Genomic DNA, 23,581 nt, shown 5'->3' on the forward strand with positions numbered 1-23,581 from the left:
ACGCTCGTCTCGGACGGCCACACGCCCGATTACCAGGGGTGACCGTCCGGGCGGGCACGGGGCGGATTTCTCCGGCTTTCCTCTCGCGGGCGAATCCGAATTCAAACGCGAGCTTACCGGGGACGGTGTGGTTCATGCCCTCCCGGCGTTCCACTGATGTCCTTCCCGGCGTTCTCCCGGCGTCGGCGCCAAGGACCACACCAGAGTACGGAGTTTCCATGAGCAATCCATTCGAGGACGAAGACGGGCGCTACCTCGTCCTGGTCAACGGTGAGGGCCAGCACTCTCTGTGGCCTTTTTCCCAGGAAATTCCCAGGGGATGGGAGGTGGCGCTCGGGGAAAGCAGCCGCCGGGACTGCTTTGAATTCGTCGAGGCGAACTGGACCGACATGCGGCCCCGCGGTCTCTCGGCGTCGCGGGAAGGTCTCCCGGCCTTATGAGGAGACCTCCCGCTTCCGGCCACGTCCGGCGTGTTCCGTCCCGTCGGCGGCAGGGCGGCTCCCTGGTCGCCGTGTCATGAACCAGGAGACCCGATGAACCCGCTTTCCCGCCGAGAGAGCCTCGCCCGGTTGTTCGAGGCGCGGGCCGCGGCGAACCCCGACGCCGAAGCCGTGGTCTGCGGCACCACCCGCCTGACCGCGGCCCGGCTCAACGAGCGTGCCAACGCCCTGGCCCACCGGCTGATCGCGGCCGGAGCCGGACCCGAGACCCCCGTCCTCGTCCTGCTGGAACGATCCGCGGAAACCGTCGTCACCCTGCTCGCCATCGCCAAGGCGGGCGCCGTCTACGTCCCCCTGCACCCGGCCTACCCCCCGGAGCGCATGGACTGGATCAGGCGGGAAACGGGCGCCACCCTCGCCGTGACCGACGGAACCCACGCCTGGCACGACCTCACCACCGTCCAGGTCACCGGCGAGACCCACCCCGGCAACCCGGACCGTGAAACCGACCCCCGGCAACTCGCCTACGTCATGTTCACCTCCGGCTCCACCGGCACCCCCAAGGGCGTCGCCGTCACCCACCACAACGTCGCGGCCTTCGCCTTCGACCGTCTCTGGCGGGGGCCCGGCCATCGGCGGGTGCTGCACCACACGGCGCCCTCCTTCGACGTGTCGATGTACGAGCTGTGGGTGCCGCTGCTCAACGGCGGGACGGTGGTCGTCGCCCCGCCCGGCGTACTCGACGCGCCCACCCTCCACCGGACGCTCAAGCAGGAACGCGTCACCGGGGTGTTCCTGACCACCGGACTGTTCAACGTCCTGGCCGAGAGCTCACCCGAGGTGCTGGCGGCCGTACCCGAGCTGTGGATCGCGGGTGAGGCCGCCTCCGCCGCCGCGGTCGGGCGGGTGCTGGCGGCCGGGGGTGACGTCCACAACGGCTACGGCCCGACCGAGACCACGGTCTACGCCACCGCCCACCACGTGACCGAGCCCGGCGATGTGGTCCCGATCGGCGGGCCGCTCGACGGCACGGCCGCCCACGTCCTGGACGCCGCGCTGCGGCCCGTTCCCGCCGGGGTGCCCGGGGAACTGTACATCGCCGGAGACCACCTGGCCCGCGGCTACCTCGGCAGACCCGGCCTCACCGCCGAACGCTTCGTCGCCGACCCCTACGGCCCGCCCGGCACCCGCATGTACCGCACCGGCGACCTCGTCCGCAGGCTTCCCGACGGCCTTCTCGACTACGTCGGCCGGATCGACGGGCAGGTGAAGGTCCGCGGTATCCGGGTGGAGCTTGGGGAGATCGACGCGGCCTTCACCCGTCACCCCGACGTCGTCCAGAGCGTGACCCTGCTACGCGAGGACAACCCCGGCGACAAACGCCTCGTCACCTACCTCACCACCCGGCACCCCGCCGACCCCGACCACCTGCTCCAACACGCCCGGCGAACCCTCCCCGCCTACATGATCCCCACCGCCCTCGTCATCCTCGACACCCTCCCCCTCAACCACAACGGCAAAGTCGACCGCGACGCCCTGCCCGCCCCGGAGACGACGACCTCGGGCACGGCGCCGCGCACTCCGGTCGAGGAGATCCTCCGCGACCTGTTCGCGCAGGTGCTCGCCGTACCGGGGATCGGGATCGACGACGACTTCTTCGCGCTCGGCGGGCACTCGCTGCTGGCCATGCGGGTGGTGGCCGGGATCAGGTCGGCGCTCTCCGTCGAGGTGCAGGTTCGGGAGGTGTTCGAGGCGCCGACCGTCGCCGCGCTCGCCACGGCGGTCGAGAGGGCGAGGGGACGCGGGACCAGGCCGCCGCTGGTCCGCTCGGAGGATTCCGGGGAGCCGTCGTTCTCCTTCGCCCAGCACCGGATCTGGATCGTCGACCGGCTCGCCGAGTCCGCCGGGCTCTACACCATCCCGCTGGTCCTGCGCCTGTCCGGACGGCTGGACCGGGAGGCGCTCGCGGCGGCGCTGCGTGACGTGGCCTGGCGGCACGAGACGCTGCGGACGGTCTTCCCCTCGCCGGACGGCCAGCGGGTGCTCGACGTCGTCCCCGGTCTGACGGTCACGGAGATCGGCGAGGCGGAGCTCGGCCCCGCCATCGAGCGGGAGGCCGCGCGTCCCTTCGATCTGTCGGCCGAACCGCCGGTGCGGGCGTGCCTGTTCGCCCTCGGGCAGGGCGACCCCGACGAGCACGCGCTGGTCGTGCTGCTGCACCACATCGCCGCGGACGGCTGGTCGATGGCGCCTCTCAGACGTGACCTGGCGACGGCCTACGCGGCCCGCACGCGGGGTGAGGCCCCGGAGTGGGAGCCGCTGCCCGTGCGTTACCGCGACTACACCCTGTGGCAGCGCGAGCTGCTCGGGGACGCGGCGGACCCGGACAGTCTCATGAGCGCGCAGACCGGTTTCTGGCGGCGGGCCCTGGCGGGACTGCCCGAGGAGCTGCCGCTGCCCGCCGACCGGCCCCGGCCGACGTTCCCGGGGCACGGGGGCGGTGCCGTACCGCTGCGGATCTCACCCGAGCTGCACGGGCGGCTGCTCACCCTGGCCAGGACCGGCCAGGCCACGCTGTTCATGGTCCTGCAGGCGGGGCTGGCTGCGCTGCTGACCAGGCTCGGGGCGGGCTGCGACATACCGGTCGGCTCTCCCGTGGCGGGCCGTGCGGACGAGGCGCTGGACGACCTGGTCGGCTTCTTCGTCAACACGCTGGTGCTGCGCACCGACACCTCGGGCGATCCGAGTTTCCGTGAGCTGCTGGCCCGGGTCAGGGAGGCGGACCTGGCGGCGTACGCGCACCAGGACGTGCCGTTCGAGCATCTGGTCGAGGCGCTCAACCCGGTGCGGCTGCCCGGCCGCAACCCGCTCTTCCAGGTGATGCTGGCCCTGGAGAACACCCCGGACGACAGGACCGAGGTGCCCGGTCTGACGGTGACACCGGACCCGGACTACTCGTTGTACGGCCTCAGCGGCGCCAAGTGCGACCTGCTGTTCGGCCTCAGCGAGGGGCCGTCGGGAATCCACGGGGTGCTGCAGTACGCCACCGACCTGTTCGACCCCGGCACGGCCGAGTCGATCGCCGGGTGGCTGACGAGGCTGCTGGAGGCGGTGGCGGCGGACCCGGACGTCCGGATCGGGCAGGTCGAGCTGCTCACCGCCGGGGAGCGGCGTGCCCTGGCCGAGAAGGGCGACGCCACCGCGGCACCGCTGCCGTACGGCGACCTGGCCCGGTTGTTCGAGGCGCGGGCCGCGGCGAACCCCGACGCCGAAGCCGTGGTCTGCGGCACCACCCGCCTGACCGCGGCCCGGCTCAACGAGCGTGCCAACGCCCTGGCCCACCGGCTGATCGCGGCGGGGGCCGGCACGGAGACCCCCGTCCTGGTCCTGCTGGAACGATCCGCCGACGTCGTCGTCGCCCTCCTGGCCATCGTCAAGGCGGGCGCCGTCTACGTCCCCCTGCACCCGGCCTACCCCCCGGAGCGCATGGACTGGATCAGGCGGGAGACCGGCGCCACCCTCGCCGTGACCGACGGAGCCCACGCCGGGCACGACCTCACCACCGTCCAGGTCACCGGCGAGACCCACCCCGGCAACCCGGACCGTGAAACCGACCCCCGGCAACTCGCCTACGTCATGTTCACCTCCGGCTCCACCGGAACCCCCAAGGGCGTCGCCGTCACCCACCACAACGTGGTGGCGCTGGCGGCCGACCGTCGTTTCACCGGGCACGACCGGGTGCTGTCGCACTCCGCGTTCGCCTTCGACGCCTCGACCTACGAGGTGTGGGTGCCGCTGCTCAACGGCGGGACGGTGGTCGTCGCCCCGCCCGGCGTACTCGACGCGCCCACCCTCGACCGGACGCTCAGACAGGAACGCGTCACCGGGGTGTTCCTGACCACCGGACTGTTCAACGTCCTGGCCGAGAGCTCACCCGAGGTGCTGGCGGCCGTACCCGAACTGTGGACGGGAGGGGAGGCGGTCTCCCCCGCGTCGGTCGAACGTGTGCTGGACGCGGGCGGCGTCGTGACCAACGTCTACGGCCCGACCGAGACGACGACGTTCGCGCTGTCCCACCGGACGGCGAAGACGCCCGCGGGCACCGTCCCGATCGGCGGGCCGCTCGACAACACGCGCGCCCACGTCCTGGACGCCGCGCTGCGGCCCGTTCCCGCCGGGGTGCCCGGGGAACTGTACATCGCCGGAGACCACCTGGCCCGCGGCTACCTCGGCAGACCCGGCCTCACCGCCGAACGCTTCGTCGCCGACCCCTACGGCCCGCCCGGCACCCGCATGTACCGCACCGGCGACCTGGTACGGCGCCGCGCCGACGGGAGCGTGGAGTTCGTCGGCCGGGCCGACGGGCAGGTGAAGATCCGTGGATTCCGGGTGGAGCCGGGGGAGATCGACGCCGTCCTCCTGCGCCACCCCGACGTCGTCCAGAGCGTGACCCTGCTGCGCGAGGACAACCCCGGCGACAAACGCCTCGTCACCTACCTCACCACCCGGCACCCCGCCGACCCCGACCACCTGCTCCAACACGCCCGGCGAACCCTCCCCGCCTACATGATCCCCACCGCCCTCGTCATCCTCGACACCCTCCCCCTCAACCACAACGGCAAAGTCGACCGCGACGCCCTGCCCGCCCCCGTGTGGGGGGAGACGGCCGAGGAGGAACAGGGGCCGAGGACCGAGGCCGAGGAGCTGGTCGCGGAGGTCTGGGCCGAGGTGCTCGGGGTCGAGCGGATCGGCGTGCGCGACGACTTCTTCGCCCTCGGCGGCAACTCGCTGCTGGCCATCCGGGTCGCCGCCAGGATCAGGGCGGCCGTGGACCTGGAGATACCGGTCAACGCGGTCTTCACCGACCCCACGGTCGAACGGTTGGCCGACACCGTCGAGGCGCTGCTCATCAACGACATAGAAGGAAGAACCGCCTGATGACCGACCAGCTGTCGGAGCGTGCGGGCGCCCTCACCGCCGACAAACGCGCCCTGCTGTCACAGCGACTGCGCGGGCGGGCGGGGAGCGCGACCGTCCCGCCCCGTCCTCCGGGGACCGAGCCGCCGCCGTCCAGCGGGCAGGAGCGGCTGTGGTTCATGGAGCAGCTCGCCCCGGGAAACGTCGCCTACACGCTTCCCGTCGCCATGCGTCTGAGGGGGGAGCTGGACGTCGCGCTGCTCGCCGAGGCGCTGACCGCGCTGGTGGCCAGGCACGAGGCGCTGCGGATGCGTTTCCCCGCCACCCAGGACGGGCGGCCGAGGGTCGTCGTCGACGAGCCGTGGCCCGTCACGCTCGAGGTCACCGAGGCGGAGGACGTGGAGCGGGCGGCCGAGATCCTCGGCGCGGAGGCGGCCCGGCCGTTCGACCTGACGAGCGACGCGCCGCTGCGGACGTCGCTGGTCCGTGTCGGGCCCGGCGACCACGTGCTCATGCTCCTCGTCCACCACATCGTGAGCGACGGCCGGTCGCTGGAGATCATGACGGGTGAGCTGCTCGCCCTGTACGGCGGGCTGCGCGAGGGCGCCCCCGGTCCGCCGCCGGGTCCGGCCGTGCAGTTCGGCGACTTCGCCGTCTGGGAGCGGGAGCGGCTGGCCGGGCCCGCGGCCGAGGCCGACGGCGCCTTCTGGCGCGCGGAACTGGCCGGGCTGCCCGACCTGGAGCTGCCGACCGACCGTCCACGGCCGCCCGAGCAGCGGTTCGAGGGCGCGGCCCACTCCTTCACCTGGGACGCCGAGCTGACCGAGACCGTACGCGAGCTGGGCAGGGCGCACTCCGTCACGCTCTACATGACCCTGCTGGCGGCCTACCACGCGGTGCTCGCCCGGCACGCGGGCCAGGACGACTTCGCGATCGGCTCGCCGGTGGCCGGACGGCCCTACCGGGAGCTCGAGGGGGTGGTCGGCGCCTTCGTCAACATGGTGACCCTGCGCGGCCGTACCGGGGCGGACCCGACCGTGGCCGAGCACCTGCGCGACACCAGGCAGACCGTGCTGGGCGCGCTGGCGCACCAGGACTACCCCTTCCACCGGCTGGTCAACGACCTGCGGGTCGAGCGGGACCCCGGCCGGTCCGCGGTCTTCCAGGCGACGTTCACGCTGGTCGACCGGGCGGTCCGTGAGACGACCGTCGCGGGGCTTGAGGTGAGCCCGTTCGACCTGCGGCTGCGCGCCACCCAGTTCGACCTGGCGCTGTACGTCAGCGAGACCCCCGAGGGGCTGAGCGGTTTCATCACCTACCGGACCGACCTGTTCGAGGCCTCGACCGTCGAGCGTGTCGAACACTCGATGCGGCGTTTCCTGCGGCAGGCCGCGGCCGATCCCGCGCTGCGCCTGTCCGAGGTGGACCTGCTCGGCGAGCGGGAGCGGCGCACGCTGCTCGGCGAGTGGGCGGGCACCCGTACCTGGCGGCCCGCGCACCGCACGCTCGGCGAGATGGCCGAGGCGCAGGCGGCACGGACCCCGGACGCGATCGCCCTCGTCGCCGGGGAACGGTCGCTGACCTTCGCCGAACTGCACAGCCGGGCCAACCGGCTGGCCAGGCGGCTGCGGGCGCTCGGTACCGGCCCCGACACGCGGGTGGCGATCTGTCTCGACGAGACCGTGGAGGCCGCCGTCGCGATCCTCGCGGTGCTCAAGGCGGGCGGTGCCTACCTGCCGCTCGACCCCGAGCAGCCGCGTGAGCGGATGGACCTCCTGCTCGCCGACGCCTCGGCCGTGCTGCTGGTCACCGACTCGGCGCTGCGCGAGCGGGCGAGCGGTTTCACCGGCCCGGTCGTCGAAATGGACCGGCTGGCCGGCCCGGACGACGACACGCCGCTCGAACCGGTGGCGGGCCCCGGCGACCTCGCCTACGTGATCTACACCTCCAGCACGACCGGGCGGCCCAAGGGGGTCGGCGTCCAGCACCGGCACATCGTGGCCTACCTGGAGTACATCCGCCAGGAGTACGACATCGTGCCCGGCGCCACCTTCGGCCTGCTCCAGTCGCTCGCCTTCGACTTCAGCATGCTGATGTTCCACCTGCCGCTCACCGGCGGCGGAACCCTGCGCCAGCTGCCCCGCCGCGGTTCCGGGCCCGAACTGGCCGAGGCCGTGCGAGGCCTCGACTATCTGAAGATGACGCCCTCCCATCTGGCCGCGCTCGGCGCGGAGGTCGAGCCGGAACGGCTGCTGCCGCGCCGGGCGCTCGTCCTGGCGGGTGAGGCGTCCCCGGCCGCCTGGGTCCGTGACCTGGCCTCCCGCGCGGGCTGCGCGATCCTCAACAGCTACGGCCCGACCGAGACGGTCGTCGCGGTGACCGGCGAGCGGGTGGACCCGTCGGCTCTCTCCGGCGGTACGGCCTGGCCCGTCGGCCGCCCGTTCCCCGACGCCCGCGTCTACGTGCTCGACCGGGCGCTGCGCCCGGTGCCGCCGGGGACCGCCGGTGAGCTCTACGTCGGCGGCGACACCCTGGCCAGGGGGTATCTCGGCAGGCCGGGCCTCACCGCGGAACGCTTCGTCGCCGACCCGTACGGCGAGCCGGGCGCGCGCATGTACCGCACCGGCGACCTCGTCCGGTGGCTCCCCGGCGGACGCCTCGACTTCCTCGGCCGGGCCGACCACCAGATGAAGATCCGCGGCTACCGGGTCGAGCCCGGCGAGGTCGAGGCGGCGCTCGGCGCCCTGCCCGGCGTCGTCCAGGGCGTGGCCGGGCTGCGCGGCGACCGTCTCGTCGCGTGGCTTGAACGGGAGCCGGCCGCGCCGGAGACCGGCGCCGCCGAGCTGCGGGCGTTCCTGCTCGACCGGCTCCCCGAGTACATGGTCCCCGGCCGGTTCGTCTGGCTCGACCGGCTCCCGCTCCAGGCGCACGGCAAGGTGGACCGCGCGGCGCTGCCCGACCCGGAGCCGGAGCGGCCCGACCTGCGGCCCGGCTACACCGCCCCGGCCGATCCGGCGGAGGAGGCCGTCGCCGCCATCTGGGCGGGCGTCCTCGACCTCGAACGGGTCGGCACCGGCGACGACTTCTTCGAGCTCGGCGGCCACTCTCTGCTGGCCACCCAGGTCGTGGCCAGGATGCGCAAGGCCTTCCCGGAGAGCAGACCGCCGATCGGCGTGCTGGAGATGTTCACCCACCCCACGGTCGCCGCCCTCGCCACGCTCGTCACCGAACGCCGGGCCGGGGCCGCCGCGCCGCGCCGCGTCCTGGCCGAGCTGACCCGCCCGGTCGCCCCCGGCGACCACGTCGGCTCCGTCATCTGCGTGCCGTACGGCGGCGCGAACGCGGTCGTCTACCAGACGCTCGCCGACGCGATGCCCGCGGGCTACTCCCTCTACGCGGTCGCCGCGCCGGGGCGCGAGCCGGGCGAGGAGGGGCAGCTGCCGTTCGAGGAGGTGGCCAGGCTCTGCGCCGAGGAGATCGCCGAACGCGTCCGGGGCCCCATCGTGATCTACGGGCACTGCGCGCCCGGCAGCGCCCTGGCCATCGAACTGGCCCGCCACGTCGAGGCGTCCGGCCGTGAGCTCGACGCCCTCTACCTGGGCGGCATCTTCCCCTTCGCCAAACCGAGGGGCCGTCTCCTCGGCCCGCTCAGCAGCCTCATCAACGACCGGTTGCAGGGCACCAGGAGGGTCGCGGCCGAACTGCGCGCCATCGGCGGCGACGTGTCCGGACTCGACGAGGAGCAGGTGGCCTTCACCGTCGAGCTGATGCGTGAGGACGGCCGGATGGCCGAGGAGTACTACACGCGGATCCTGGGCACCGAGCAGCCACGGCTGCGGGCGCCGGTCATCTCGGTCGTCGGCGAACGCGACCCGGGCACCGAGTTCTACCAGGAGCGCTTCAAGGAGTGGTGCTTCGTGTCCGAGTCGGCCTCGCTGGTCGTCATCGACGAGGCGGGCCACTTCTTCCCCAAGTACCGCGCCGGGGAGCTGGCCCAGATCCTGACGGGCGCCCACACCGCCGACGAGGCCTGGCGCCGGGAGCACTCGCGGGAGGCGGGCGGCACCTGGTGGCTGCAGGACTCCGTGACGCGGCGGGCCGCCGTACGGCGGGAGCGGGAGCCGGACGTGCGCCGCTTCCTGGCCGTCGCGCTCGGGCAGCTCGTCTCGCTGACCGGGTCGGCGCTGACCGAGTTCGCGGTGCCGATCTGGATCTACACGGTCACCGGGTCCCTGGTCCACTTCGGGCTCATCGCCCTGCTCGCCCTGGTGCCGGGAATCTGCGTCGCGCCGCTGGCGGGCGCCGTGGTCGACCGTCACGACCGGCGGCGGGTGATGATCGCCGGTGACCTGTGCTCGGGGCTGGCGCAGGCGGCGATGCTCGCCCTGCTGCTCACCGGCAGGCTCACGGTCGCCCCGCTGTACGTGCTGATAGCGGTCGTCTCGGTCTCTGCGACGTTCCAGCGGCTCGCCTACCAGGCGTCGATCCCGCAGCTGGTGCCGAAACGCTACCTCGGGCACGCCAACGGCATCGTGCAGCTGGCGATCGGCACCGCCCAGTTCCTCGTCCCGCTCGTCGCGGTCGGCCTGCTGGCCGCCATCGGCCTTGAGGGCATCCTGACCATCCAGGTGGCGGCCTACGCCTTCGCCGTCGTCGTGGTGCTGTTCGTCAGGTTCCCCACCGCACTGGGGCTGCGCCGCCGCGAGCCGATGTCCGCGGAGATCGCCAACGGTTTCCGGTTCTCGCTGGGGCACCGGAGCTTCCGGGCCATGCTCGCCCTCTTCGCCGGGGTGAACCTGTTCCTGGCGCCCATGTTCGTCATGGTCTCGCCGCTCGTCCTGTCCTTCTCCTCGCTGGCCGCCGCCGGTGCCATGGCGGTCGCGGCCGGAGCGGGCGCGGTCGCCGGCGGCGTCACCATGAGCCTGTGGGGCGGCCCGACCCACCGCAGGCTGCGTGGCGTGATCCTCACCACGACGCTGATGGCGGTCTCGGGGCTGCTGATCGGGCTGCGGCCCGACCTCTGGCTGATCGGCGCCGGGGCCTTCGGCATGTCCTACGCGCTGGCGCTGATCAACGGCATCATCATGACGATCATCCAGGTGAAGGTGCCCTACCGCTTCCAGGGACGCGTCATCGCGGTCAACACCATGATCGCCGCGGCGACCACACCGATCGGCTTCGGCGTCGTCGCCCCGCTCGCCGCCCCCCTCCTCGACCCGCTGCTCGCCGCGGGCGGCCCGCTCGCCGGCACCCTCGGCGTGGTGATCGGCACCGGGCCGGGACGCGGCATCGGGCTGCTCTACCTGCTGTGCGGTCTCGGCATCGCCCTGCTGACGGTCGCGGGCCTCCGGATCAGGACCCTGGCGCGTTTCGACGACGACGTGCCCGACGCCAGGCCCGACGACCTCGTCGGCATCGAAGAACTCGAAAGGACGCGCGCATCGTGAACACCACCATCGCCTGGGAGGCCGGGGACGGCCGCCCCGCCGCGGCCGACGCCCAGGGGACCGGCCTGAGGGAGACCTGCGAGTGGCTGCGGGAGAACCGCCAGGCCCTCAGGGCGGGCCTGGACGTCCACGGCGCCCTCTACCTGCGGGGGCTGCCGCTCAAGGAGGTCGGGGACTTCGCCGAGGTGCGCGACTCCCTGATCTCCAGGCCCGCCGGGTATGTGGAGAAGGCCACCCCGCGCAGCCACTTCGGCAAGGACGTCTACTCCTCGACGGACCTGCCGCCGTCCCAGGCGATCCGCCCGCACAACGAGAACAGCTACGCGCTCAGCTTCCCCGGGCTGCTGATGTTCGGCTGCCTGGTCGCCCCCGACCAGGGAGGCGCGACCCCGGTGACCGACGTGCGCAAGGTGCTCGGGGACATCCCGGCGCCGCTCGCCGACCGGTTCCGCGCGCACGGCTGGTCCCTGGTGCGCAACTACGGCGACCACATCAGCCTCGGCTGGCGCACCGCCTTCGGCACCGAGGACAGGGACGAGGTCGCCGCGTACTGCGCGGCCAACCACATCGCCCACGAGTGGCTGGACGGTGACCGGCTGCGCACGACGCAGCGCCGCTCGGCGACCATCCGCCACCCGGGGACCGGGGAGGAGGTGTGGTTCAACCACACGGTCTTCTGGAACGAGTGGGCGCTCGACCCGGAGGTGCGTGAGGTGTTCCTTGAGGACCTCGGGCACGACAACCTGCCCTTCAACACGGCCTACGGCGACGGCGAGCCGATCTCCAGGCAGGACGTGGAGACGATCGACGAGGCCTACCGGCGGGCGACGGTCAGGGAGACGTGGCGGCCGGGTGACGTCCTGATCGTGGACAACATCCTGTCGGCGCACGCCCGTGAGGCGTTCCGGGGCGGCCGCAGGATCGTGGTCGCGATGGGTGACCCGGTCGCCCTTGACGACTGCGCGCCGACGGTCCCGCCGCTGGGCGGTTTCGCGGCTCCGGCGGCCGGACCGGCGAGGAGACGCCGCTGGTTCGGCCGCCGTTCCTGACTCCTCGGGAGGGGACCGGTCAGGCGTCGTCCTCCAGGTCCCCCTCCGACGTGAGGTAGACCTCCCGCAGCTCGCGCAGGACGTCCGGGTCGGGGTGCTCCCACATGCCCCGGCCCGCCGCCTCGAGCAGGCGTTCCGCGATGCCGTGCAACGCCCACGGGTTGGACTCGGACAGGAACGCCTGGTTCTCCGGGTCGAGCACGTAGGTCGCGGCGAGCTTGTCGTACATCCAGTCGGCCACGACCCCGGTGGTGGCGTCGTAGCCGAACAGGTAGTCGACGGTCGCGGCCAGCTCGAAGGCGCCCTTGTAGCCGTGCCTGCGCATGGCGGCCAGCCAGCGCGGGTTGACCACCCGGGCGCGGAAGATCCTGGAGGTCTCCTCGGACAGGGTCCTGGTGCGGACCGCGTCGGGGCGGGTGCTGTCGCCGACGTAGGCGGCGGGGGCCCTGCCGGTGAGCGCCCTGACGGTGGCGATCATGCCGCCGTGGTACTGGAAGTAGTCGTCGGAGTCGGCGATGTCGTGCTCGCGGGTGTCGACGTTCTTGGCCGCGACCGCGATCCGCCGGTAGGCGGCCTCCATGTCCTGCCTGGCCGGGACCCCTTCGACGCCCCTGCCGTAGGCGAAGCCGCCCCACACGGCGTACACCTCGGCCAGGTCGGCGTCGTCGCGCCAGTTGCGGCTGTCGATCAGCGGCAGCAGCCCGGCGCCGTACGCCCCGGGGCGGGAGCCGAAGATGCGCATGGTCGCCCTGCGCTCGTCGCCGTGCTCACGGGTGTCGGCCAGCACGTGCGCCCTGACGTAGTTGTCCTCGTCCGGTTCGTCCAGCCCGGCGGCCAGCCGTACGGCGTCGTCGAGCAGGGCGACCACGTGCGGGAAGGCGTCCCTGAAGAAGCCGCTGATGCGGACGGTCACGTCGATCCTGGGTCTGCCCAGCTCCCCGGCGGGGATCGCCTCAAGGCCGGTGACCCGCCGCGACGCCTCGTCCCACACCGGGCGCACGCCCAGCAGCGCCAGCACCTCGGCCACGTCGTCCCCGGCGGTGCGCATGGCGCTGGTGCCCCACACCGACAGGCCGACCGAGCGCGGCCAGTCGCCGTGCTCGGAGCGGTAGCGCTCAAGGAGCGATTCGGCCATCGCCTGCCCGGTCTCCCAGGCCAGCCTGCTCGGCACGGCCTTCGGATCGACCGAGTAGAAGTTGCGGCCGGTCGGCAGCACGTTGACCAGCCCGCGCAGCGGCGACCCGCTCGGTCCCGCCGGGACGTAACCGCCGTCGAGGGCGTGCAGGATCGCGCCGATCTCGTCCACGGTGCGCGCCAGCCTGGGGACGACCTCCTCCGCCGCGAACCGCAGGACGCGCCCGACCTGCTCCCGGTCGCCGCCCGTCACGGACGCGGCGATCCCGGCCGCGGCGGCCGGGTCCCAGCCGCGCTCCTCCATCGCCTCGACCAGCGACCTGGCCTCGGCCTCGGCCTCGTCGGTGCCCAGGCGCCCGGCGGTGCCGTCCTCACGCAGGCCGAGCGCCTCGCGCAGGCCGGGCAGCGCCATGCCGCCCGCCCACATCTGGCGGGCGCGCAGGATGGCCAGCACCAGGTCGACGCGGACGGCGCCCTGCGGGGCCGCGCCGAGCACGTGCAGGCCGTCGCGGATCTGGACGTCCTTGACCTCGCACAGCCAGCCGTCCACGTGCAGCAGGAAGTCGTCGAACTCGGCGTCGTGCGGGCGGTCCTCGATGCCGAGGTCGTGGTCGAGCCTGGCGGCCTGGATCAGCGTCCAGATCTGCGCCCGGATCGCGGGCAGCTTGGCCGGGTCCATCGCGGCGATGGAGGCGTGCTCGTCGAGGAGCTGCTCAAGCCTGGCCATGTCGCCGTAGGTGTCGGCGCGGGCCATCGGCGGGACGAGGTGGTCGACCAGCGTGGCGTGGGCGCGGCGCTTGGCCTGGGTGCCCTCGCCGGGGTCGTTGACCAGGAACGGGTAGATCAGCGGCAGGTCCCCGAGGGCGGCGTCGGGGCCGCAGGAGGCCGACAGGCCCGCCGACTTGCCGGGCAGCCACTCCAGGTTGCCGTGCTTGCCGACGTGCACCACGGCGTGCGCGCCGAAGCCGTCGGACAGCCAGCGGTAGGCGGCCAGGTAGTGGTGGCTGGGTGGCAGGTCGGGGTCGTGGTAGATGGCGATGGGGTTCTCGCCGAACCCCCGGGGCGGCTGCACCATGACGACGACGTTGCCCGAGCGCAGCGCGGCCAGCACGATCTCACCGTCCGGGTCGGCGGAGGTGTCGACGAACAGTTCGCCGGGCGGGGGTCCCCAGTGCTCCTCGACCGAGGTCCGCAGGTCCTCGGGCAGCGTGGCGAACCACGCGGCGTACCGGGAGGCCTTGATCCGCACCGGGTTGCCCGCGAGCCGTTCCTCGGTGAGCCAGTCGGGGTCCTGGCCTCCGGCTGCGATGAGGGCGTGGATCAGCGCGTCGCCGTCCTGCCCGGTGACGCCGGGCAGTTCGTCCTCGGCGCCGATGTCGTAGCCGTGCTCGCGCATCGCGGCCAGCAGCCGCACCAGGCTCGCCGGGGTGTCGAGGCCGACGGCGTTGCCGATCCTGGAGTGCTTGGTCGGGTAGGCCGACAGCATCAGCACGATCCGCCGCTCGGCGGGCGGGACATGCCGCAGGACGGCGTGCCGTACGGCGATGCCCGCCACGCGGGAGGCCCGCTCGGGGTCGGCGACGTAGACGGTCAGACCGTCCCCGTCGATCTCCTTGAAGGAGAACGGCACCGTGATGATCCGCCCGTCGAACTCGGGGATCGCCACCTGGGTCGCCGCGTCGAGCGGGGAAAGGCCGTCGTCGTTGGCCTCCCAGGCGGCCCTTCCACCGGTCAGGCACAGGCCCTGCAGGATCGGCACGTCGAGTTCGGCGAGCGCGCCGACGTCCCAGGCCTCGTCGTCGCCGCCCGCGGACGCGGTGGCCGGACGGGTGCCGCCCGCGGCCAGCACGGTCACCACCAGCGCGTCGACCGTGCCCAGGGTGTCGAGCAGGCCCTGCTCGGCGCTGCGCAGGGAGGCGCAGTAGACGGGCAGCGCGCGGGCGCCCGCGTCCTCGATCGCGGCGCAGAGCGTCTCGACGAAGGCGGTGTTGCCCGCGACGTGGTGGGCGCGGTAGTAGAGCACGCCGACGACCGGTCCCTCCTCGCGGCGCGCCCGGCGTTCGAGCACGCCCCAGGCGGGCGTCGGGGCGGGCGGGGCGAAGCCGTGGCCGGTCAGCAGCAGCGTGTCCGACAGGAAGCGGCCCAGTTCGGCGAGGTTGGCGGCCCCGCCGTGGGCGAGGTAGGCGTGCGCCTCGGCGCAGACCCCGCCGGGCACGGTCGACAACTCCATCAGCTCGGCGTCCGGTGCCTGTTCGCCGCCGAGCACGACGACGGGCAGCGGCCCTGCGAGCAGGGCGTCCAGGCCCTCCTCCCAGGCGCGGCGCCCGCCGAGCAGCCGTACGACGACCAGGTCGGCGCCCTCGACGAGGGGCGGCAGGTCCCTCGCGGTGAGCCTGGCCGGGTTGCCGAGCCGGTAGTCCGCGCCGCTGGCGCGGGCGCTGAGCAGGTCGGTGTCCGAGGTGGAGAGCAGGAGGATCATTCGCCACGCTCCCCGGCGGGGAGCGGCGCGGCCGTGAACGGCGGTGCGGGCTGGCGGCTGGGGAACGGCGAACAGCGCACAGGGCTTTCCTCCCTCGGGGTCCTCGCCCCGGGTCGTCGTCGGCTACGACGGCTGGAGTCTCCTGGCTCCCGGATCGATGCTCCCCCCGGCCTTCCCGCCCGTTGCCGGACCGTGGCTGGATGGGGTTCGCTCCCCGGTTACAGTGGCGGGACCGCGCCGGATTCACACCGGCTTCCTCCCTTTTGCCGTCGCCAACGATGAGACTACGGCAGCGAGGTCCCCGCAAGAAACTGGAGCTACCATCCTCAGCGTGTCAAAAGGTCACTTCTCCGGACGATCTCATCCCGACGCGTGCCCGGGGGCGCTCCAGGTGCATTCCGCGGCCGACGGCGGCCTGGCGCGCGTCAGGGTACCCGGAGGGCGCCTGACGGTCCCGCAGCTGCGCGAGCTGGCCTCGGCCGCCGAGACCTGCGGCAACGGCGTCGTCGAGCTGACCTCCCGGGCCAACGTCCAGGTGCGCGGACTGGGCGCCGGGGACGGCTTCGCGGCCCGCATGGCGCGGGCGGGGCTGCTGCCCTCGGCCACCCACGAACGGGTCCGCAACGTCCTGGCCTCACCGCTGAGCGGCCTCGACGGCCGGGGGCTTCTCGACGTGGGACCGCTGACCCGTGAGCTCGACCTGCGCCTGTGCGGCACGCCCGCGCTCGCCGGGCTGCCGGGGCGGTTCCTGTTCGCGCTCGACGACGGCCGGGGCGACGTGGCCTGGCTCGGGGCGGACGCCGCGATCCTGCCGACCGGCCCCGGCGAGGTGGCGTTGCTGCTGGCCGGGACCGACGGCGGCCTGCGGGTGCCGCCGGGTTCGGCGGTCTCCGCGCTGCTGGCCGCCGCCGAGGCGTTCCTGGCCGAGCCCGGGGTCCGGGAGGGCCGTCTGTGGCGGATCGGCGAGCTGCCCGGCTGCGCCGAACGGATCGCCGCCCGCGTCGCGGCCTCCCTGGAGACGACCTCCGCCCCCGTACGGCGGGCGCCCGTCCCGGCGCCCTCCCACGGGCCCGTCGGGGTCGTCGAACAGCCCGCGGGCCTGAACGCGCTCGGCGTCACGGTGCCGCTGGGGCGGCTGACCTCCGCCCAGGCCGCCCTGCTGGCCGGCCTGGGCGGCGAGGAGGTACGGCTGACGCCGTGGCGTGGCGTCGTCCTGCCCGGCCTGTCCCCGGCCTCTCTCGCCGAGGTCGCCGGGCGGCTCGTCGCCGCCGGGCTGGTCGTCGACCCGGCCTCGCCGTGGACGGGCGTGACGGCCTGCGCGGGGCGGCCCGGCTGCGCGAAGTCACTGGCCGACGTGCGGGCCGACGCCGCCCGCTGGATCACGGCGGAGAGCGACCCGCCCGCTGCCGTCCCCGCCCGCCCCGGTACGCTCCCGGTGCACTGGGCGGGCTGCGAACGACGTTGCGGCCGCCCGCGAGGACGGGCCGTCGACGTGGTCGCGACCACGACCGGCTACCGGGTCCTCCTGGAGGACAGCGGCTTGGGCGGCGGCATGGACGGTGACTCGAACAGTGTCCTGACCTGCGCGGACATCGAGGAGACCACGGCCGCCGTGGCGGCTCTGAGAGGGGAAACGTGACCGACTACGTCCGGGACGGCGCGGAGATCTACCGGCGTTCCTTCGCCACCATCCGCGCCGAGAGCGACCTGGACGGCCTGCCGCCGGACGTCGCCCAGGTGGCGGTCCGCATGATCCACGCCTGCGGGATGGTGGACCTGGTCGCCGACCTCGGCTGGTCGCCGGGCGTGGTCGCCTCGGCCAGGGCGGCCCTGCGCGCGGGGGCGCCCGTGCTGTGCGACGCGATGATGGTCGCCTCGGGGGTGACCCGGCGCCGCCTGCCCGCGGGCAACGAGGTGCTCTGCACGCTGGGCGAGCCCGGCGTGCCCGAACTGGCCGTACGGCTCGGCACCACCCGCAGCGCGGCCGCCCTCGAACTGTGGCGCGACCGTCTCGAAGGGGCGGTCGTCGCGATCGGCAACGCGCCGACCGCGCTGTTCAGGCTGCTGGAGATGGTCGAGGAGGGGGCGGGACGGCCCGCCGCCGTGCTCGGCGTGCCGGTGGGTTTCATCGGCGCCGCCGAGTCAAAGCAGGCGCTCGCCGGGCATCCGGCGGGCCTGGAGTACCTGGTCGTGCACGGACGCCGGGGTGGGAGTGCGATGGCCGCCGCCGCGGTCAACGCGATCGCGAGTGAGGTCGAGTGAACGACACGTCAGCGGGACGGCTCAGGGGCGTCGGGCTCGGGCCGGGTGACCCGGAACTGGTGACCGTCAAGGCGGCCAGGCTCATCGGGGAGGCGGACGTCATCGCCTACCACAGCGCCCGCCACGGCAGGAGCATCGCCCGCTCGGTGGCGGCGCCGTACCTGCGGGAGGGGCAGATCGAGGAGGCGCTGATCTACCCGCTCACCACGGAGACCACCGACCACCCCGGCGGCTACCAGGGCGCCATCGACGACTTCTACGCCGACTGCGCGCTGCGGCTGGCCGCCCACCTGGACGCGGGCCGCGACGTGGTCGTGCTGTGCGAGGGCGACCCGCTCTTCTACGGCTCCTACATGCACATGCACAAGCGGCTGGCCCACCGCTACGTCACCGAGGTCGTGCCCGGGGTGACCTCGGTGAGCGGCGCCGCGGCCGTGCTCGGCAAGCCGCTGGTCGAGCGGGACGAGGTCCTGACGGTGCTTCCCGGCACGTTGCCCGCCGAGGTCATCGCCGAGCGCCTGGCCGCGACCGACTCCGCGGCGATCCTCAAGCTCGGCCGTACCTTCACCAAGGTTCGCGACGCGCTGGCCGAGGCGGGCCGTCTCGACGAGGCGTGGTACGTGGAGCGCGCGACCACCGGCGCGCAGCGCCTGGCCCCGCTCGCCGAGGTGGACCCGGACGACGTGCCGTACTTCTCGCTGGCGCTGGTGCCGAGCCCGGTCAACGCCGGCCTTCCCGGTACCCACGGTGAGAGCCGGGTCCCGGAGCGCGTCCAGGGCGGCGAGGTCGTCGTGGTCGGGCTCGGGCCCGCCGGGCGGCCCTGGCTGACGCCGGAGGCCCAGGAGGCGCTGGCCGCCGCCGACGACCTCGTCGGGTACGGCCCCTACCTGGACCGCGTCCCGCCGAACCCGCGCCAGCGCCGTCACCCGACGGACAACCGGGTGGAGGCCGAACGGGCGGCGCACGCCCTCGAACTGGCCGCGGCCGGGGCGCGGGTCGCGGTGGTCTCCTCCGGCGACCCCGGGGTGTTCGCGATGGCCAGCGCGGTGCTCGAGGTCTCCTGCGAGCCGAGGTTCGCCGACGTTCCGGTGCGGGTGCTGCCCGGCCTGACCGCGGCGCACGCGGTGGCCAGCCGGGTCGGGGCGCCGCTCGGCCACGACTACTGCGTGCTGTCGCTGTCCGACCTGCTCAAGCCGTGGGAGGTCGTCGCGGACAGGATCAGCGCCGCCGCGCGGGCCGACCTGGTCCTGGCGATCTACAACCCGGCCTCCAAGAGCCGTACCTGGCAGGTCGCGGCGGCCAGGGACCTGCTGCTCGAACACCGCTCGCCGGACACGCCCGTGGTCGTCGGCCGTGACGTCGGCGGCGCCGGGGAGAGCCTGACCGTCACCACCCTCGGCGACCTCGACCCGGCCACGGTCGACATGCGCTGCCTGCTGCTGGTCGGCTCCTCGACCACCAGGGTCGCCGAACGGAAGGACGGGGGGCGGGTGGTCTTCACCCCCCGCCGCTATCCCGCCTGACCGCCCGCCACGGCGTCGAGCCACGCCGTGGCCTGCTCGACCGTCTCGACCGCCGGGACCCCGCCGGGTACGGCGGGGCGGCGCACGACGACGACGGGCAGCCCAAGCTCGCGGGCGGCGAACAGTTTGGCGGTCGTCATCCGGCCGCCGCTGTCCTTGGTGACCAGCACCTCGACGCGGTTGTCCCGCATGAGGTCGAGTTCCCCCTCGACGGTGAACGGTCCCCGGCTGAGCAGCACCTCGAGGTTGCGCGGCAGCGGCGGCCGGGGCGGGTCGACGGAGCGGGCCAGGAACCACAGGTCATCCAGGCCCGCGAAGACCGGCAGGCTGCGCCGGCCCGTGGTCAGGAAGACCCGGCGGCCCAGGCCGGGCAGCGACTCGGCGGCGGCCTCGAGGGAGGGCGTCCAGCGCCAGTCGTCTCCCGGCCCCTGCCGCCAGCCGGGCCGCCGCAGGATCAGCAGCGGTACCCCGGCCAGGCCCGTCGCCTCGGCCGCGGACGCGGTCATCCTGGCGGCGAAGGGGTGGGTGGCGTCGACGACGACGCCGATCCCGTTCTCCTCGATCCAGGCCCTGAGCCCGGCGGGGCCGCCGAAGCCGCCCTCGCGCACCTCCCCGACCGGCAGCCTGGGGTCACGGACCCGTCCGGCCAGGGAGGAGATGACGCGTGTCCCCGGCCGGTCGGCGAGCGCGGCGGCCAGTCTTCTCGCCTCGTCGGTGCCGCCGAGCACCAGGACGTTCAGCGCGCCCGGGTCAGTCACGGCAGCGTGCCGCGGAGTACAGGTGGCTGTCGGGGAACTCCGAGGCGGTCAGCACCCTGCCGACCACGATCACCGCGGTGCGCACGACACCCGCGGCGCGGACCTGCCCGGCGATGTCGGCGAGCGTGCCGCGCAGGATCACCTCGTCGTCCCTGCTGGCCCTGGCCACCACGGCCACCGGGCAGTCGAGGCCGTACCTGGGAACCAGCTCCGCCACGACCTCCTCGGCGCGCTGCACGGCCAGGTGCAGGACCATCGTCGCCCCCGACCTGCCGAGGGTGTCCAGGTCCTCCCCCTCGGGCATGGGGGTCGCCCGCGCCGAGGTGCGGGTGAGCACCACCGTCTGGCCGACGCCGGGCACGGTCAGCTCCCGCTTCAGCGAGGCCGCCGCGGCGGCGAAGGCGGGCACCCCGGGAACCACCTCGTACGGCACGCCCTCGGCGTCCAGGCGCCGCATCTGCTCGGCCATCGCGCTGTAGACCGAGGGGTCCCCCGAGTGCAGCCTGGCCACGTCGTGCCCCGCCTCGTGGGCGGCGAGCATCTCGGCCACGATCTCGTCGAGGGCCATCCTCGCGGTGTCGACGAGACGCGCGCCCGGCGGGCAGCAATCCAGCAGGGCCTCCGGGACCAGGGAGCCCGCGTACAGGCACACCGGTGAGGCGGCGATCACCCGCTGCCCCCGCAGGGTGATGAGGTCGGCGGCCCCCGGCCCCGCCCCGACGAACCGCACCGTCACCGTTCCTCCTGTGTCCCGGCGGGTTTGACCGCCGTCCAGATCGTCACCGGCATCATGGGCCGCCAGCCGGTGAAACCGCCGACCGGGGCGGCCCTGCTGACCGCGAGCCTGACCATCTCGCTGTGGGAGCCGCCGAGCCTGGCGTGCCAGGCGGCGACCGTGGTCTCCGACTCGACGGTCACCGCGTTGGCCACCAGCCTGCCGCCGGGCCGCAGCGCCCGCCAGCAGGCCTCGATCACGCCGGGGACGCTCACCGCGCCGCCGACGAAGACGGCGTCCGGGGCCGCGAGCCCGCCGAGCGCGCCGGGGGCGGCACCGGTCACCACGTTCAGGCCGGGCACGCCGAGGGCGAAGGCGTTGCGGGTGAGCCGCCCGGCCCGGCCGCCGTCCCTCTCGACGGCGATCGCCCGGTTCTCCGGGTGGGCGCGCATCCACTCGATCGCGAGGCTGCCCGCCCCGGCGCCGACGTCCCACAGCAGTTCGCCGGGGACGGGCGCGAGCCGGGACATGGTGACCGCCCGCACCTCGCGCTTGGTGAGCTGGCCGTCGTGCTCGAACGTCTCGTCGGGCAGGCCGGGCAGGACCGGCAGCGGGACGGTCCCCGGCGCGGCCACGCACTCGACGGCCACGACGTTGAGGTCGTCGGCCTCGGTCAGGGACCAGCCGCCCGCCGTACCGGAGACCAGGCGTTCGGCCTCACCGCCGAGCCGTTCCAGGACGGTCATCGGGCTCGCGCCGTAGCCACGGGCGGTGAGCAGCGCGGCGACCCGGGCCGGGGTGCGGCCGTCGGCGCTGAGGACGAGCACCCTGCGCCCGTCGTGGACGGCGGTGTGCACGGCCTCGACGGGACGCGTCACGAGGCTGACCACCTCGACGCGGTCGGCGGCCCAGCCGAGCCTGGCGCAGGCCAGCGAGACCGAGGAGGGGGACGGCAGCACCCTGACCCGTTCCGCGCCGAGCAGCCGCACCAGCGTCGTGCCGATGCCGTGGAACATGGGGTCGCCGCTGGCCAGCACGCACACCGCGCGCCCGCGACCGGCCTCGATCAGGCCGGGCAGCGCGGGCAGCAGCGGAGACGGCCAGGTGACGCGCTCCGCCGTACCGGCGGGGACCAGGGCGAGCTGCCTGGCGCTGCCCATCAGCACCTCGGCGGCGAGCAGCTCCTCACGTGCCTCTGAGGACAGACCGGCCCAGCCGTCGGCTCCGACGCCGACGACGGTTATCCGGTCAGACATTTCCGAGAACTCGGGTGACGCGGATCTCGATCACGACGCGGGAGGGGTTCTCCCTGGGCTGCCGGTAACGCTCGGCGTAGCGGCGCACGCCCTCGGCGATCGAGCCGGGGTCCCTGCGGATGACCGCGCTGCCCTCCAGTGTCGACCAGCGCCCGCCGTCGACCTGGCAGACGGCGACGCGCGCGCCGCCGTCCCCGGCTGCCTCGATGTGGCGGACCTTGCGTGAGCCGTCCGAGGTGATCACCCGGGCGATCCCGGCCTCGGCGTCCAGCGTCACGCCGACCGGGATGACGTGCGGCGTGCCGTCGGCCCGCAGCGTGGTCAGCGTGCACAGGTGGTACTCCCGCCAGAAGGCGTGGAAACCGTCCTCGCGATCCGTCAACACCGGCTGTCCCTCCCCATGGCTGCTGTCTACGGGGCGACATGCTAGCCGGGAGGCCGGCCCGGCGGAGGACCGGCTCCACCGGGCCCGGGGCTCACTCCGCCGCGGACGCCTGCTTGTCGGCCGCTTCCCCTGCCACCTCACCGGCCGCCTCCTTGGCCGCCTCGTAGGCCGCGAGGAGCTGCTGACGACGCTCGGCGGGGAGCCGGTCGATGTACAGCATGCCGTCCAGGTGGTCGGTCTCGTGCTGCAGGCAGCGGGCGAGCAGCCCGGTGCCCTCGACCGTGATCGGGGCGCCGGTGACGTCGAACCCGTGCACCACCGCCCGGTCCGGCCTGGCAAGGCCGGCCCGCTGCCCGGGAACGGACAGGCAGCCCTCGTCGTACTCGTCCAGGTTCCGCTCGCCGTGGCCGGGCAGCACCAGGGTCGGGTTGACCACGACGCCCTTGCGGTACTCCTCGGTCTCGTCCGGGCAGTCGTAGACGAACACCCGCAGCGGCACGCCGATCTGGTTGGCGGCCAGGCCGACTCCCTCCGCGGCGTACATGCTGGCGAACATGTCGGCCACGAGCACGGCCAGCTCCTCGTCGAAGCCGGTCACGTCCTCGCACGGGCGGTGCAGCACCGGCTCACCGACGAACGTGATCTGCCTCGCCGTGCCCTCGCCGCTTGCTTCCATCCGTCATGCCTCCAGGGTCGCGGTGTGTGGTTCGCAGCAGACTACCGACGGCCACGCGCTCCCCGTGACGGGCGTCAGCTGCCCCCGCTGTAGACGACCTGCTCGGGCCTGATCCTGACGGTGACGCGCTGCTCGCCCGGCTGGCGGTAGGGGTAGGTCTCCACCCCGAGGTACTTGTTGGCCAGGCCGTCGATGACCTCGTCGGCGCCGTCGAGCTCGAACTCGGCGACACCGGAGACGCTCACCAGGTGGAAGGCGTCCTTCGGGTCGAGCACGCTCACCGAGACCTGCGGGTTGTCGCGCAGGTGGCGCTCCTTGGCGCGGCCGACGGCGGTGTTGAAGATGACGTCGTCTCCGTCGACGTCCACCCAGACGACGGTGCTGTGCAGCGAGCCGTCAGGCCGCAGGGTGGTCACCCAGCCGTGAACGGGCTGGCTGAGCAGTGCCTTGGCGTCGTCGTTCAGCTTTCCCACGGGAACCTCCGCAGTCGCGTGATGTGCCTACCGACCCATCGAACATCACGGGTAACCGATCAATTCC

At 73.7% G+C, this 23,581-nt stretch carries 14 protein-coding genes and 1 riboswitch; of the genes, 7 read left to right on the plus strand and 7 right to left on the minus strand.

Going from position 1 to position 23,581, the window contains the following annotated elements:
- The first annotated feature begins 218 nt into the window (after positions 1–218).
- The 4 genes from ACFYY8_RS39050 to ACFYY8_RS39065 all read left to right on the plus strand — a co-directional run bounded on the left by ACFYY8_RS39050 (position 219) and on the right by ACFYY8_RS39065 (position 11,853).
- Complete coding sequence (locus ACFYY8_RS39050) at positions 219–440, plus strand: MbtH family protein (RefSeq protein WP_390050070.1); 222 nt, start codon at positions 219–221, stop codon at positions 438–440.
- A gap of 93 nt (positions 441–533) precedes the next feature.
- The gene (locus ACFYY8_RS39055) at positions 534–5,378 is read left to right on the plus strand and encodes an amino acid adenylation domain-containing protein (RefSeq protein ID WP_390050072.1); all 4,845 of its coding nucleotides are present in this window, start codon (positions 534–536) and stop codon (positions 5,376–5,378) included.
- Entirely contained in the window at positions 5,378–10,804 is a 5,427-nt protein-coding gene (locus ACFYY8_RS39060) for an amino acid adenylation domain-containing protein (RefSeq protein ID WP_390050074.1), read from the plus strand. The genes ACFYY8_RS39055 and ACFYY8_RS39060 overlap by 1 nt, the downstream gene beginning before the upstream one ends.
- Positions 10,801–11,853: a TauD/TfdA family dioxygenase gene (locus ACFYY8_RS39065; RefSeq protein ID WP_390050076.1), complete on the plus strand. Its 1,053-nt coding sequence runs from the start codon at positions 10,801–10,803 to the stop codon at positions 11,851–11,853. Before ACFYY8_RS39060 ends, ACFYY8_RS39065 begins: the two co-directional genes overlap by 4 nt.
- Before the next feature lie 19 nt (positions 11,854–11,872).
- Here ACFYY8_RS39065 and cobN read toward each other — a convergent pair whose 3' ends face one another.
- A complete protein-coding gene (gene cobN / locus ACFYY8_RS39070) occupies positions 11,873–15,466 on the minus strand; it encodes a cobaltochelatase subunit CobN (protein WP_390050078.1) in 3,594 nt (1,197 codons plus the stop codon).
- Between the two features lie 113 nt (positions 15,467–15,579).
- A riboswitch (cobalamin riboswitch) is annotated at positions 15,580–15,778 on the minus strand.
- Positions 15,779–15,797: 19 nt separating this feature from the next.
- On the opposite strand from cobN, the gene cobG reads away from it, so the two are divergent.
- From cobG to ACFYY8_RS39085, 3 genes are read left to right on the plus strand one after another with little or no spacing between them, the layout of a single operon-like run.
- The gene (gene cobG / locus ACFYY8_RS39075; RefSeq protein WP_390050080.1) at positions 15,798–17,105 is read left to right on the plus strand and encodes a precorrin-3B synthase; all 1,308 of its coding nucleotides are present in this window, start codon (positions 15,798–15,800) and stop codon (positions 17,103–17,105) included.
- A complete protein-coding gene (locus ACFYY8_RS39080) occupies positions 17,102–17,728 on the plus strand; it encodes a precorrin-8X methylmutase (protein WP_352016482.1) in 627 nt (208 codons plus the stop codon). The genes cobG and ACFYY8_RS39080 overlap by 4 nt, the downstream gene beginning before the upstream one ends.
- Positions 17,725–19,251, plus strand: coding sequence for a precorrin-2 C(20)-methyltransferase (locus ACFYY8_RS39085; protein ID WP_390050082.1), 1,527 nt, complete (start codon positions 17,725–17,727; stop codon positions 19,249–19,251). The genes ACFYY8_RS39080 and ACFYY8_RS39085 overlap by 4 nt, the downstream gene beginning before the upstream one ends.
- Here the strand turns inward: ACFYY8_RS39085 and ACFYY8_RS39090 are convergent.
- The 6 genes from ACFYY8_RS39090 to ACFYY8_RS39115 all read right to left on the minus strand — a co-directional run bounded on the left by ACFYY8_RS39090 (position 19,239) and on the right by ACFYY8_RS39115 (position 23,514).
- Positions 19,239–20,009, minus strand: coding sequence for a cobalt-precorrin-6A reductase (locus tag ACFYY8_RS39090; RefSeq protein WP_390050084.1), 771 nt, complete (start codon positions 20,007–20,009; stop codon positions 19,239–19,241). The two genes, ACFYY8_RS39085 and ACFYY8_RS39090, sit on opposite strands and share 13 nt — an antisense overlap.
- On the minus strand, positions 20,002–20,745 hold the full coding sequence (gene cobM / locus ACFYY8_RS39095) for a precorrin-4 C(11)-methyltransferase (protein ID WP_390050086.1): 744 nt from the start codon (positions 20,743–20,745) through the stop codon (positions 20,002–20,004). Before cobM ends, ACFYY8_RS39090 begins: the two co-directional genes overlap by 8 nt.
- Positions 20,742–21,980 (minus strand): precorrin-6y C5,15-methyltransferase (decarboxylating) subunit CbiE, encoded by a 1,239-nt coding sequence (cbiE, locus tag ACFYY8_RS39100; protein ID WP_390050088.1) that lies wholly within the window; start codon positions 21,978–21,980, stop codon positions 20,742–20,744. The genes cobM and cbiE overlap by 4 nt, the downstream gene beginning before the upstream one ends.
- Positions 21,973–22,365, minus strand: coding sequence for a TIGR03618 family F420-dependent PPOX class oxidoreductase (locus tag ACFYY8_RS39105; protein ID WP_352016487.1), 393 nt, complete (start codon positions 22,363–22,365; stop codon positions 21,973–21,975). The genes cbiE and ACFYY8_RS39105 overlap by 8 nt, the downstream gene beginning before the upstream one ends.
- 91 nt (positions 22,366–22,456) lie before the next feature.
- Positions 22,457–23,041 carry a peptide deformylase gene (gene def, locus ACFYY8_RS39110; protein ID WP_390050090.1) on the minus strand — a complete coding sequence of 195 codons (585 nt, stop codon included), beginning with the start codon at positions 23,039–23,041 and terminating at the stop codon, positions 22,457–22,459.
- A gap of 74 nt (positions 23,042–23,115) precedes the next feature.
- Entirely contained in the window at positions 23,116–23,514 is a 399-nt protein-coding gene (locus ACFYY8_RS39115) for a TIGR03618 family F420-dependent PPOX class oxidoreductase (RefSeq protein WP_390050092.1), read from the minus strand.
- Positions 23,515–23,581 lie beyond the last annotated feature (67 nt).

Source organism: Streptosporangium sp. NPDC001559, from assembly GCF_042893955.1.
Lineage (GTDB): Bacteria > Actinomycetota > Actinomycetes > Streptosporangiales > Streptosporangiaceae > Streptosporangium.

Coding starts and splice junctions, on each gene's coding strand:
- def (WP_390050090.1), bottom strand. CDS start 23,041: ATGGAAGCAAGCGGCGAGGGCACGGCGAGGCAGATCACGTTCGTCGGT.
- ACFYY8_RS39060 (WP_390050074.1), top strand. CDS start 5,378: ATGACCGACCAGCTGTCGGAGCGTGCGGGCGCCCTCACCGCCGACAAA.
- cbiE (WP_390050088.1), bottom strand. CDS start 21,980: ATGTCTGACCGGATAACCGTCGTCGGCGTCGGAGCCGACGGCTGGGCC.
- ACFYY8_RS39050 (WP_390050070.1), top strand. CDS start 219: ATGAGCAATCCATTCGAGGACGAAGACGGGCGCTACCTCGTCCTGGTC.
- ACFYY8_RS39055 (WP_390050072.1), top strand. CDS start 534: ATGAACCCGCTTTCCCGCCGAGAGAGCCTCGCCCGGTTGTTCGAGGCG.
- cobN (WP_390050078.1), bottom strand. CDS start 15,466: ATGATCCTCCTGCTCTCCACCTCGGACACCGACCTGCTCAGCGCCCGC.